9 protein-coding genes are annotated in these 12577 nt (G+C 70.2%); 6 read left to right on the forward strand and 3 right to left on the reverse strand.

Going from position 1 to position 12577, the window contains the following annotated elements; all coding sequences use genetic code 11:
• Nucleotides 1–94 precede the first annotated feature (94 nt).
• Nucleotides 95–1327, reverse strand: coding sequence for an MFS transporter (locus QSJ40_RS08070; RefSeq protein WP_239546386.1), 1233 nt, complete (start codon nt 1325–1327; stop codon nt 95–97).
• A gap of 59 nt (nt 1328–1386) precedes the next feature.
• Complete coding sequence (locus QSJ40_RS08075) at nt 1387–2307, reverse strand: PAC2 family protein (RefSeq protein WP_006214866.1); 921 nt, start codon at nt 2305–2307, stop codon at nt 1387–1389.
• A 327-nt stretch (nt 2308–2634) separates the two neighbouring features.
• Between QSJ40_RS08075 and QSJ40_RS08080 the strand changes: the two genes are divergently transcribed.
• The 4 genes from QSJ40_RS08080 to QSJ40_RS08095 all read left to right on the forward strand — a co-directional run bounded on the left by QSJ40_RS08080 (nt 2635) and on the right by QSJ40_RS08095 (nt 8666).
• Nucleotides 2635–4278, forward strand: a complete 1644-nt coding sequence (locus QSJ40_RS08080) for a leucyl aminopeptidase (protein WP_285730047.1) — start codon at nt 2635–2637, stop codon at nt 4276–4278.
• 201 nt (nt 4279–4479) lie between these two features.
• Entirely contained in the window at nt 4480–5847 is a 1368-nt protein-coding gene (gene lpdA, locus QSJ40_RS08085; RefSeq protein WP_271403696.1) for a dihydrolipoyl dehydrogenase, read from the forward strand.
• A gap of 90 nt (nt 5848–5937) precedes the next feature.
• Entirely contained in the window at nt 5938–8151 is a 2214-nt protein-coding gene (gene sucB, locus QSJ40_RS08090) for a 2-oxoglutarate dehydrogenase, E2 component, dihydrolipoamide succinyltransferase (protein ID WP_285730051.1), read from the forward strand.
• Between the two features lie 167 nt (nt 8152–8318).
• The gene (locus tag QSJ40_RS08095) at nt 8319–8666 is read left to right on the forward strand and encodes a hypothetical protein (RefSeq protein WP_006214862.1); all 348 of its coding nucleotides are present in this window, start codon (nt 8319–8321) and stop codon (nt 8664–8666) included.
• A gap of 138 nt (nt 8667–8804) precedes the next feature.
• On the opposite strand, the gene QSJ40_RS08100 is transcribed toward QSJ40_RS08095, so the two are convergent.
• Nucleotides 8805–10670 (reverse strand): hypothetical protein, encoded by a 1866-nt coding sequence (locus QSJ40_RS08100; RefSeq protein WP_285730054.1) that lies wholly within the window; start codon nt 10668–10670, stop codon nt 8805–8807.
• Between the two features lie 72 nt (nt 10671–10742).
• On the opposite strand from QSJ40_RS08100, the gene lipB reads away from it, so the two are divergent.
• Nucleotides 10743–11447, forward strand: coding sequence for a lipoyl(octanoyl) transferase LipB (gene lipB / locus QSJ40_RS08105; protein ID WP_024290309.1), 705 nt, complete (start codon nt 10743–10745; stop codon nt 11445–11447).
• An 86-nt stretch (nt 11448–11533) separates the two neighbouring features.
• The gene (gene lipA / locus QSJ40_RS08110) at nt 11534–12544 is read left to right on the forward strand and encodes a lipoyl synthase (protein WP_006214859.1); all 1011 of its coding nucleotides are present in this window, start codon (nt 11534–11536) and stop codon (nt 12542–12544) included.
• Nucleotides 12545–12577 lie beyond the last annotated feature (33 nt).

The raw sequence follows: 12577 nt of genomic DNA on the forward strand, positions 1-12577 counted from the left end.
CAGCGTCGCCGTCGGGGCCGGCCACCGGGTCCGGAAGCCGACGACCGTGGAGATCCCGCCCCGCGCGGCTGCGCAGACGGAGGCTGTGGAGCCCTCAGACCGCGCTGGCGCCGTACTTGCTGCGGACCCGGCGGGTGAACAGCAGGCAGAAGGCCGAGCCCCCGGCCGTCACCAGCAGCTGCGTGGCCATGGCCACTCGGAACGACGCCGGCGAGTACAGCTCGTCGGTGATCCCCAGCGCCAGCTGCAGATCCAGCGCGGCACCGATGAGGAAGATCGCGATCAGGGCCGCCACGAAGCCGCCGACATTCGCGATCCCGGTGGCGGTGCCGGCCCGGCGCACGGGGATGAACGACTGGATCACGTTGAAGGCGAGCATGGAGGCCGGCAGCGAGATCGCGATCAGCACGACCGCCGCGACCACCACCAGGAACGGCGCATGCCCGGGCCACAGCAGCAGCACGAGCCACGCGGTCGCACCCAGTCCGATGATGGTGAAGGACAGGCGCATCCGGCGATCGGGCGCACGCGAGACGATCCCGCCGAGCACGAGGCCCACGACGATGTTGGCCAGCACGAAGAACGTCATGACGAACGACGCCTCCCCCATCGACAGGCCCTGGGCGTGCTGCAGATAGGGGTAGCCCCACATCAGTCCGAAGACGTTGCCGGTGAACTGGATCGTGAAGTGCAGCCAGAACGCGAGTCCGATGGAGGGATCGCGCAGGCAGCGCTGCACCTGGATGCGCACCCTGCGCAGGGTCGTGGGCCGCTCGCTGCGGGCCGAGCCCTCCGGGGAGTCGCGCAGGAAGGCCAGCACGAGGACCAGCGTCAGCACGGACAGTCCTGCCATCGACAGGAACGACGGGACCCATCCGGCCGCCGAGAGCAGCAGGCTGAACGGCACGACCGACAGCAGCTGGCCCAGGTTGCCGACCGCGCCGACGGCCATGGTGACCATGGGCGAATAGCGCAGCGAGAACCACGCCGGGACGATCTTCAGCACGCACACGAAGGTCATGGCATCGCCGGCGCCGACGAACACGCGAGCCAGAACGCCCACGCTGATCGACTCGGCCACGGCCAGGATGAGCTGTCCGACGATCATCAGCCCGGCGCCGATGGCGACCATCCGCCGGCTGCCCAGCCGATCGACCAGCACGCCGACGGGGATCTGCATGCCGGCGTAGATCAGCACCTGCAGCATCGTGAACAGGGACAGCTCGGAGGCCGCGGCGCCGAAGCGGTCCGCGGCCTGGGTCGAGGCCACCCCGAAGCTCGTCCGCTGCGCCACGGCGATCATGTAGGCGAAGACGCCCACCCCCATGACGAGGAAGGCTGTGCGCGAGTCGCGCTGCGGGAGGGGACGACCAGACGCAGCGCCCGTCACAGGTCGTCAGACTCCGAGCGCTGCGCCAGGAAGGCCTCGGCGGCCGCCCCGATCTCATCGGCATCGGGCAGCTCGTCGGCGTCTCCGGCCAGCAGGGAGCGCGGCTGCGCGCCCTCGACGGCCTCGTCGTAGCGCTGCTCGAGCTGGGAGATCACGGCCTGGATCTCCGGCGACTCGGCCACCTGCTCCTCGATGCGCTGCAGGGCATCGCGGGAGTCGTCGCGCAGGGCGTCGGTGGGCAGGGTCAGGGCCGTGGCCGCGGAGAAGTGCTCGAACGCGGTCACCGCGATCTGCGGCAGGACGGCTTCGGCCATGTACTGCGGGACGTGCACCGAGAAGCCCACGTGGTCGATTCCGGCCTCGGCAAGGCGGATCTCGAGCTGCTGGGCGACCGAGGAGCTCATCTCGATGATCGGCAGCTTGGAGAAGCCCGAGCCCACCAGATCCGTGCGCGAGCCGTGCGGGGTCACCAGGAAGGGTCGGGTGTGCGGAACGGGCATGGGGAATCCCGTGACGTCGGTGACGATCGAGGTCTCCATGCGCTGCACGAGGTCCATGACCGCGTCCAGGAAGCGCTCCCAGTGCAGGTCCGGCTCCGGCCCGGAGAGCACCGTGAAGTGCTGGCCCAGAGGGTCCGTCACCAGGTGCAGGGCCAGCTCCGGGCCCTCGATGCGCTCGAAGTGGTCCTGGACGAAGCGCACGTGCGGGCGCCGGGCCCGGTAGTCGTGCAGCTGGTCGGAGTCGAACCTGGCCAGGACCTCCGAGGGCAGTCCCCCCAGCAGGGTCTCGCGGACTTGCTCGGCCAGGTGCCCCGCATCGGCGTAGCCGGACAGGGCCACGATCATGGGAGCGCCGTGCAGCCGGGGGTCATCGAGCAGGCTCCCGTTCGCCATGTACAGCTCGGATGCATCAGCCACAGTTGCTCCTCCATCGACGTGCCGTGCGCCGCGCCCCTCCACGGGCACGGGCGCTTCAGCAGGATGCAACGGCCCCGCAGGCGTTTTCTATTCCGTGCGACGGCCGAGCCACCAGTCTCGCACCCCTGAGGAGCAGCGCCCATTCGCCGTGCCCCGTCCGAGGCGCCCGCTACCCTCGAGCACATGACGCAGCGGCTGGACGCTCCGGCCCCGCTCCGGGCATATCGCCCGGAGGCAGGCCAGGCGCACCGCACCGCTGCAGGAACCGATCCCCGCCCCGATCGCGCGCCGCGCGCCGATCACCCTCCAGAGGAATGAGGACAGTCCATGGCCCGCACCCCCTCCAGCTCTCCCGCCCGCCGACGCCCCGGCGCCGAGACCCCGCCCGCGCTCATCGACCTCGTCCCCCCGGGCGGGCTGAGCCTGACCAGCAGCACCAAGAAGCTGTCCTCCCTGTCCGCGGACGCTCTGGTGCTCGGCGTGGAGAAGACCCCCGATGGCCCCGTCGTGGCCCTGCCGCTGGAGGCCAAGGGCCTTCCCGCCGATCTGCAGCTGCAGGCGGAGGCGCTGCGCGTCTCCGGCGCCGCAGATGAGGTCCGCACCCTGCCGGCCCCGTCGGGCTCGGCCTGGCCGGTCATCGTGCTGAGCGGGCTGGGCGACGGCCGCGAGACCGACTCGCGCGCCGAGTCGCTGCGCCGCGCCCCCGGTGCGGCCGCACGCGCCCTGACCGGTCGCGAGCACGCCGTGTTCGCTCTGCCGGCCCAGGACGTGGCAGAGGCCGCCGCCGTGGCCGAGGGCGCAGCGCTGGGCGCCTTTACGTTCACCGCCCAGAAGCACGCGACCCGCAAGCCCAGCGACTCCCCGCTGCGCCGTGCCACGATCGCCGCGGCGGGCCTTCCCACGGACGAGCTCGCTCCCGCTCTGACCCGCGCGGAGAACCTGGGGCGGGCCGTGGCACTGTCGCGCACACTGACCGATCTGTCCCCGGACACGGTGTATCCGCACAGCTTCGCCGAGCTGGCCCGCGATCTCGCGGCCGCGACCTCCACCGGGGCCAAGGGCCGGCTCTCGGTCGAGGTCCTGGCCGAGGACGAGCTCGCCGCCGGCGGCTACGGCGGCCTGATGGGCGTGGGCCAGGGAGCCGCGCACCCGCCGCGCCTGGTGCGCATCGGCTGGGAGCCGGCCAAGCCCGTCGACCATGTGGCGCTGGTGGGCAAGGGCATCACGTTCGACTCCGGCGGCCTGTCGCTGAAGCCCGGGGCGTCCATGATGACCATGAAGTCGGACATGTCAGGGGCCGCCACCGTGCTGGCCACGGTGCTGGCCGCCGCCGAGGCAGGGCTTCCCGTGGCCACCACGGGCTGGCTGTGCCTGGCCGAGAACATGCCCTCGGGCACCGCCACCCGCCCCGGCGACGTCCTGCGCATCCGCGGCGGGCGCACCGTCGAGGTCCTGAACACCGACGCCGAGGGCCGGCTGGTGCTGGCCGACGGCCTCGTCGCCGCCCGCGAGGAGGATCCGGGCCTGCTCATCGACATCGCCACGCTGACGGGTGCTCAGATGATCGCCCTCGGCAAGCGCACCGCGGGAGTCATGGGCGATGACGATGCCGTCGAGGCGCTGCTGTCGGCCTCGGTCGACTCGGGCGAGTCCCTGTGGCCCATGCCGCTGCCGCATCACCTGCGCGCCTCGCTGGACTCGCACGTTGCCGATCTGAAGAACATCGGCGATCGCGAGGGCGGGATGCTGGTGGCCGGGCTGTTCCTGCAGGAGTTCGGCGGCGCCGAGCACACCGACTCGGCCGATGATCTGCGCCCCGAGGGCCCTGCCGGCCCCTGGGCGCACCTGGACATCGCCGGACCGTCGTTCAACGAGGACTCCCCGTGGGGCTATACCCCTCGCCAGGGCACGGGCATGGGTCTGCTGACCCTGTTCCGGACCCTCGAGCTCGTGGCCGGACGACCGGTCTGAGCAGACTCGAGCACGCTCGCCGTGTGAGCAATGCCGCTCGGCCTCCGGGCAGGCCGTGCGGCACGGTCGTCACCCGCATGGCGCGCGCGTGCGACGGGGCTAGACTGACGAACAGAACCGAGGCCTCTGCACGGCATGTCAGGGGCACGCACGGCGACGACGCCGGGCGCACGTGGAACAGATCGCAAGGGAGCGTCATCCGTGGCAGACAACGAATTCGACATCCTGGTGCTCGGCGGAGGCTCCGCCGGCTACGCCGCAGCTCTTCGCGGAGTCCAGCTGGGCTTCAGCGTCGCGCTGATCGAGAAGTCCAAGCTGGGCGGCACCTGCCTGCACTGGGGCTGCATCCCCACCAAGGCGTACCTGCACTCCGCCGAGCTGGCCACCGAGGCCCAGAACTCGGAGAAGTACGGCGTGAGCATCGGCGAGGTCTCCGTGGACATGGCCAAGGTGCGCGAGTACAAGGACAGCATCGTCGCCGGCAAGTTCAAGGGCCTGCAGGGACTCATGAAGTCCAAGAAGGTCACCGTCGTGGACGGCTTCGGCAAGCTCACCGGTGAGAACACCATCGACGTCGACGGCACCACCTACACCGGCAAGCACATCATCCTGGCCTCGGGCTCCTACTCGAAGACCATGGGCATCGAGATCCGCGATCGGGTCATGACCTCCACCGAGGCCCTCGAGATCGACTGGACCCCCAAGTCCGCGATCGTGCTGGGCGGCGGCGTCATCGGCTCCGAGTTCGCCTCCATGTGGAACTCCTTCGGCGTGGACGTCACCGTCATCGAGGGCCTGGATCACCTGGTCCCCAACGAGGACCCCGCCATCATCAAGAACCTCGAGAAGGAGTTCAAGAAGAAGGGCATCAAGACCAACCTGGGCACCTTCTTCGAGAAGGTCGAGCAGGACGACAACGGCGCCAAGGTCACCCTCGCCGACGGCAAGGTCTTCGAGGCCGACGTCGTCCTGGTCGCCGTGGGCCGCGCCCCGCGCACCGAGGACATGGGCTACGAGGACCTCGGGATCCCCATGGACCGCGGCTTCGTCACCCCGAACGAGCGCCTGCACACCGGCGTGGGCAACATCTACGCGATCGGCGACATCGTCCCGGGCGTGCAGCTGGCCCACCGCGGCTACCAGCAGGGCCGCTTCGTGGCCGAGGAGATCGCGGGCCTGAACCCGATCCCCGTCGAGGACATCAACGTCCCCAAGGTCACGTTCACCGAGCCGGAGATCTCGTCGGTGGGCTACACCCAGCCCAAGGCCGAGGAGAAGTTCGGCAAGGAGAACATCGAGACCTTCGAGTACAACCTGCTCGGCAACGGCAAGTCCTCGATCCTGGGCACCGGCGGCATCATCAAGCTGGTCCGCGAGAAGGACGGCCCGATCGTCGGCTTCCACGCGATCGGCAAGCGCATCTCGGAGCAGATCGGCGAGGGCCAGCTCATCGTCAACTGGGAGGCCTACCCGGAGGACGTCGCGCAGTTCGTCCACGCGCACCCCACCCAGAACGAGGCCCTCGGCGAGGCCGCCATGGGCCTGGCGGGCATCCCGCTGCACGGCTGATCAGGCCACCTCGGCCGGCGACGCTGCTGACAGCGTCGCCGGCCGATCACCAGCACTGCATCGACCTGACGTCAGAAAGAGAATCTGAACATGTCTGAAACCGTGAACCTTCCTGCACTCGGTGAGTCCGTCACCGAAGGCACCGTGACCCGCTGGCTCAAGGAGGTCGGCGACGAGGTGGCCGTCGACGAGGCCATCGTCGAGATCTCGACCGACAAGGTGGACACCGAGGTCCCCTCCCCGGTCGCCGGTGTGATCGAGGAGATCCTGGTCCAGGAGGACGAGGACGTCGAGGTCGGCGCTCCGCTGGTCGTCATCGGCGACGGCTCCGGCTCCGGCAGCTCCGACGACTCCAGCGACTCCGCGGATGACTCCGCCGAGAAGGAGGAGCCGAAGGCTGAGGAGAAGTCCGAGGAGAAGCCCGCCGAGGAGGCCCCGAAGGCCGAGGCCAAGAAGTCCTCCGGCGGCTCCGGCACCGAGGTCACCCTGCCCGCCCTGGGCGAGTCCGTGACCGAGGGCACCGTGACCCGCTGGCTCAAGGAGATCGGCGAGGAGATCGCCGTCGACGAGCCCCTGCTCGAGGTCTCCACCGACAAGGTCGACACCGAGGTCCCCTCCCCGGTGGCCGGCACCCTGCTCGAGATCCGCGTCCAGGAGGACGAGGACGCCGAGGTCGGCCAGGTCCTGGCCGTGATCGGCGACGCAGACGCCGCCGAGTCCGCCGACGACTCCAGCGACTCCGCGGATGACTCCGCCGAGAAGGAGGAGCCGAAGGCTGAGGAGAAGTCCGAGGAGAAGCCCGCCGAGGAGGCCCCGAAGGCCGAGGCCAAGAAGTCCTCCGGCGGCTCCGGCACCGAGGTCGCCCTGCCCGCCCTGGGCGAGTCCGTGACCGAGGGCACCGTGACCCGCTGGCTCAAGGAGATCGGCGAGGAGATCGCCGTCGACGAGCCCCTGCTCGAGGTCTCCACCGACAAGGTCGACACCGAGGTCCCCTCCCCGGTGGCCGGCACCCTGCTCGAGATCCGCGTCCAGGAGGACGAGGACGCCGAGGTCGGCCAGGTCCTGGCCGTGATCGGCGACGCAGACGCCGCCGAGTCCGCCGACTCCTCGGATGACTCCTCCGATCAGGGCAAGAGCGAGGAGAAGTCCGCCGAGGAGATCGAGGACGCCGCGACGTCGTCGTCGACCCCCGAGGCCACCGACAAGGCCGCCGAGGACAAGACCTCCGGCGAGGCCAAGAAGGACGAGAAGTCCGCTCAGGACCAGAGGTCCGAGAAGGCGCAGGCCGCCAAGACCGAGTCCGCGCAGCAGAAGGCTCCGAAGCAGGAATCCTCCGCCGCCTCCGGCTCCGGTGAGGCCTCCGGCTACGTCACCCCGCTCGTGCGCAAGCTCGCACGCGAGAAGGGCGTGGACCTCGCCTCCGTGAAGGGCACCGGCGTGGGTGGTCGCATCCGCAAGCAGGACGTTCTGGCCGCTGCGGAGTCGGGCGCCCAGTCCCCGGCCTCCTCCGGCTCGGCCCAGCAGGGTGGTGCGCAGATCGCCGACAACGGCGAGCCGACCACCATCCAGCCCGTCTCGGACAAGCGCGGCACCACGGAGAAGGCACCGCGCATCCGCATGACGATCGCCAAGCGCATGCGCGAGTCGCTGCAGGAGTCCGCTCAGCTGACGCAGGTCACCGAGGTCGACATGACCCGCGTGGCCGCTCTGCGGAACAAGGCCAAGGCCCCGTTCCAGGCGAAGCACGGCGCCAAGCTGACCTACCTCCCCTTCTTCGCCCAGGCCGTGGCCGAGGGGCTCAAGGCCAACCCGGCCCTGAACGCCACGTTCAAGGAGGACGAGAAGGAGATCGTCTACAACGGCTCCGAGAACCTGGCGATCGCAGTGGACACCCCGCGCGGTCTGCTGGTCCCGGTCATCAAGGAGGCTGGCGACATGCAGCTTCCGGGCCTGGCCCAGAACATCGCCGACCTCGGCTCCCGCGGTCGCGACGGCTCGCTCAGCCCTGACGACCTGACCGGCGGCACCTTCACGATCACGAACCTGGGCTCCTTCGGCGCGCTGTTCGACACCCCGATCATCAACCAGCCCCAGGTCGCCATCCTGGGCACGGGCACGATCGTGAAGCGCCCCATGGTCATCCAGGACGCCGACGGCAACGACGTCGTGGCCATCCGCCACATGTGCTACCTGTCGCTGACCTACGATCACCGCATCGTGGACGGCGCCGACGCCGGCCGCTTCCTCCAGGGTCTCAAGGCCCGTCTGGAGGAGGGCCGCTTCGAGGGCTCGCTCGGCCTGTGAGCTGAGTCCGCCCCCGCTCGGCAGCGCGTCGAGCGAGCGTCTCCTGCAAGGCCCCGCACCGTCCCACGGTGCGGGGCCTTCCCGCATCGCGACGGGTGGCTGAGATCACCGGCTGCCTCGAGGAATCGGTGACAGGGTGTCGTCAAACTGCGGTTAGTGTGGATTCCATGGCATTCGTGTACTCCCTCCTGGTCCTCGTCCATCTCTTCGGCGCCGCCGTGATCATCGGCACCTGGATCGCCACGTTCCGCAAGCCGACGGTGACCGGCTGGCAGTTCTGGTCGTCCGTGGCCATGCTCGTCTCCGGTCTGCTCCTGATGGGGCTGCTCGAGATGGGGGACGGCCCCGTGAACCACCTCAAGCTCACCATCAAGCTGATCATCGCCATCGCGGTCTTCGCCGCGGCCCTGATCGGTCGCCGGAAGATCGCCAAGGGCGAGCCGGTCTCGACCGGCATCGCCCACGGCGTGGGCGGCTCGGCCCTGATCAACATGGTGATCGCCGTCCTCTGGTGAGCCGCACGCGGGCACACGAGCCCCGCTGAGCAGTGCACCCGTGAGCCGGGACCGAGCAGATCGGTCCCGGCTCGCCGTCATCACAGGGTCGCCGCCGCCTCCGGCTCGAGGCGATCTCGGGCCTCCGACATCTCCGGCTCACATCGGCGTGACGTCGAGGAGGCGCCAGGCGCCGTCGTCGCCTGCCACCATCTCGATGCTCACGTCCTGGCGCAGCGTGGCCTCACCGGCGGCCTCCGGATCCAGGCCGCTGCCCGTGGCCTCCACCGTGCCGGTGACCGTGGCGGTTCGCTCGGATGGACTGGCTTCGGCGCGGTCGGCGCTCGGGTCCGAGGCCGACGGCTGCGCATCGGCGAGCGCCATCTGCAGGTCCTCGAACGCTCCCGAAGATCTCGCCTGGTCCAGGGTCTCCAGGTCATCGGCCAGATCGGCCGCTTCCGGGAGGTAGACCGATTCCAGCAGGTCGCGATCTCCCGTGCGCAGCGCATCGGCGCGCAAGGCGATCAGCGCGGCCGCGGCGTACTCCGGACTGTGCTGAGCGCTCACAGCTTCCGGCTCGGTCGCCGCTCCGGTCTCGGACGAGACGGACTCCCCCGGTGCTGCCTGCGTCGGGTCATCGCCGCCGGCAGCCGGCTGGTCTCCGACAGCAGCGCCCGGAACCTGCTCGGCCGAGCCGACGGCGCTGGGGATCTCGTCTGGCGGCCCGGTGACGACCTGCCACCCGGCCAGGGCAGCGGCACCGATCACGACCGCGGCCGCTCCGGCGAGCACGCGACGCGGGCGTCGCGATTCCTCAGACGCGGCGGCTGACGGACGCGCACGACCTCGGGCCGGACGAGCCCTGCCCCGGTCCGCACGATCGCTGCTCACGAGCTGAGGCCCGCCGCCCCTGCCCTGCTCCCCGCCACCTCGTCGAGTGCTTCCTCGGAGACTTCGAGCGCTGCGCCGCCATCTCTCCGGCTCACGTGCCTCGGCACGCAGCAGCCGGACGGTGGGATCATCGCGCTCCTGTCCTTCCGGGAGGGGCTCGGCTTCATCTGCGGACAGAGGGCCGAAGTCGCCCGCGCCCTTCGCCGCAATCGGTCCTTCGACAGCGGGCCGGCCCATCCGCGTCACGTCGGCAGGCCCGGCCCCTGTGGGGCCGGAGCGCGCTGGCTCATCCCCTGTCGCCTCGGCCTCCGTCGCCTCGAACCCCGCCGAGCACGACGCTGCAGGCCGCAGCAGCAGCTCCAGCTCCGAGGCCGTGAGCATCCCCGAGCCGGTGGCCATCCCGGTACCGGCACGAGCCGTCGGCCCGGCGCGCTCCCCCGTCCCGGCTGAGCCCTCCCCCTCCTGCTGCGCCGCCCGGTCGAGCACGAGGTCCAGGGCGTCGGCGGCTTCCGGATCGAGCAGCGGGTGGGTGCTGCGCAGCGGCGCACGAGTGCGCGCAGCGCTGGGTCGTCGCCCGGTGAGCACCGTGACAGCGGCCGAGGCGAGCAGGACCACGTCGGCGCGGCTGAGCCGCGCCAGCTCAGCCCCAGCCGCCGTGTGGGCGCCGGAGGACGGAGAGACCAGCAGCGCCCACCCTCCGTCACCGGACCTGAGCACGTCCTGCAGCCGCAGACGCCCGAGCACTGCGCCGGAGGAGTGCAGCCGCCGCAGGGCGAGGGCGAGATCGGCTGCCATGCGCACGGTCTCATCCTGCTCGACCATCCCAGAAGCCTCCAGCAGGCTCGCAAAGGATTCACCGAGGTCGTCGGGCCCGGAGTAGAGCACGGCGGTGCCGTCGTCGATCACCGCCCGCGGGAGCACGAGCCGCTCGCTGTCCAGGTCTGCAAGTGCGTCCACGAGCTCGGCCCAGCCAGAGGCGTCGTGCGCGTCCGCAAGCGCGAGCCGTCCGAAGGACTCTCCGGTCTGCAGGTGCGTGAGCCGCTGCCCGCCGGCCGGCGCCCACGGGCCATCGAAGCGCAGAAGCTCCCGGAACGGATCGTGGTCCTGAGCGGTGCCCGTCTGGTTCTCATCCATGCGCCCAGCATGCTGTCAGCGAAAGGGCGTCTCGAGTTATCCACATCCGAGCACCAGGCGTACCCTGGTGACATGTCCCTTTCCATCGAGTCTCTCGGCATGGCTCCGGACCTGGTTCCGTACCGACCCGCGCTGGAGCTGCAGCGGATCGTCCACGGCGACGTCGTGGCGGGCACCCGGGCCAACACGGTCCTGCTGTGCGAGCACGAGCCGGTCTACACGGCAGGTCGGCGAGCCGCCGCCGAGGAGTACCCCACGGATGGGACCGAAGTGGTCGAGATCGGCCGCGGAGGCAAGATCACCTGGCACGGCCCCGGGATGCTCGTGGTCTACCCGATCATGAAGCTGACCACCCCGATCGACGTCGTGAAGTTCGTGCGGAACATGGAGCAGCTCGTGCTGTCCGTGCTGCGACGGCTCGGGCTGGAGGCCGTCACGGTCGAGGGCCGCTCCGGAGCCTGGATCCTCGCCGACGAGCGCGGCGGCGATCGCAAGATCTCGGCGATCGGCGTGCAGGTCTCCAAGCGCACCACCATGCACGGCATCGCGATCAACTGCAGCAACGACCTCGAGGCGTTCCGCAGCATCATCCCGTGCGGGATCTCGGACGCCGGCGTGACCACGATCAGCCGCGAGCTCGGCCGGACCGTGACGCCGTCGGAGGTCAAGGACCTCGTGATCGACGAGCTGATCCTCCGCGAGGCCGATCTGTGCGAGGTCTCCGAGATCCCCGCAGACGCCGCACCCCTGCCCTGGCCCGCCGCGAGCGCGGCCTGAGACGCATCAGCCCGCGCCACCGCGCGGACCGAGCACCGACAGACTGACCCGGTCCTCACCCAGGACAACAGACGAGGAGAACGCCGATGACCATCGCCCCCGAAGGCCGCCGCCTGCTGCGCGTCGAAGCCCGCAATGCCGAGGTCCCGGTCGAGAAGAAGCCGGACTGGCTCAAGAACACCGCGCGCACCGGTCCGGAGTACACCAAGCTGAAGTCCATGGCCCGCAGCCAGGGCCTGCACACGGTGTGCGAGGAGGCCGGCTGCCCCAACATCTACGAGTGCTGGGAGGACCGCGAGGCCTCGTTCCTCATCGGCGGCTCGGTGTGCACCCGTCGCTGCGACTTCTGCGACATCTCCACCGGCCGTCCCGAGCCCCTGGACCCGGAGGAGCCCCGCAAGGTCGCGGAGTCCATCCGCGACCTCGACCTGCGCTACGCGACCGTCACCGGCGTGGCCCGCGATGACCAGGAGGACGGCGCGTCGTGGCTCTACGCGGAGACCATCCGCGCCGTGCACGAGATCTCCCCGAACACCGGCATGGAGATCCTGATCCCCGACTTCAAGGGCCGCCCCGAGTCCCTGCAGGAGGTCGTCGACGCCCAGCCGGAGGTCTTCGCCCACAACCTGGAGACCGTGCCGCGCATCTTCAAGAAGATCCGCCCGGCCTTCACCTACGAGCGCTCCCTCGAGGTCCTGAACTTCGCCAAGGACCAGGACCTGATCACCAAGTCCAACCTGATCCTGGGCATGGGCGAGACGGACGAGGAGATCTACGAGGCGCTGTGCGACCTGCGCGACTCCGGCTGCGACATCATCACCCTCACGCAGTACCTCCGCCCGTCCAAGCTTTTCCACCCGATCGACCGCTGGGTCAAGCCCGAGCAGTTCGTGGAGTACAGCGAGATGGCCGAGGAGATCGGCTTCCTGGGCGTCATGGCCGGGCCCATGGTCCGCTCCTCCTACCGCTCCGGGCGCCTGTGGGCCCGGGCCATGAAGAAGCTCGACCGCGAGATCCCCGAGCACCTGGCCCACATCACCGATGAGGGCTCCGCCGCGCAGGAGGCCTCGACCCTCATGGCCAAGCTCGGCCGCTGAGTCCGAGCTGTCGGTGCCTGCAGCGCACCGTCG

It is taken from the genome of Kocuria sp. NBRC 114282, assembly GCF_030268385.1.
Lineage (GTDB): Bacteria > Actinomycetota > Actinomycetes > Actinomycetales > Micrococcaceae > Kocuria > Kocuria palustris.

Coding starts and splice junctions, on each gene's coding strand:
- QSJ40_RS08095 (WP_006214862.1), top strand. CDS start 8,319: ATGGCATTCGTGTACTCCCTCCTGGTCCTCGTCCATCTCTTCGGCGCC.
- lipA (WP_006214859.1), top strand. CDS start 11,534: ATGACCATCGCCCCCGAAGGCCGCCGCCTGCTGCGCGTCGAAGCCCGC.
- QSJ40_RS08070 (WP_239546386.1), bottom strand. CDS start 1,327: ATGGGGGTGGGCGTCTTCGCCTACATGATCGCCGTGGCGCAGCGGACG.
- lipB (WP_024290309.1), top strand. CDS start 10,743: ATGTCCCTTTCCATCGAGTCTCTCGGCATGGCTCCGGACCTGGTTCCG.
- sucB (WP_285730051.1), top strand. CDS start 5,938: ATGTCTGAAACCGTGAACCTTCCTGCACTCGGTGAGTCCGTCACCGAA.
- QSJ40_RS08100 (WP_285730054.1), bottom strand. CDS start 10,670: ATGGATGAGAACCAGACGGGCACCGCTCAGGACCACGATCCGTTCCGG.
- QSJ40_RS08080 (WP_285730047.1), top strand. CDS start 2,635: ATGGCCCGCACCCCCTCCAGCTCTCCCGCCCGCCGACGCCCCGGCGCC.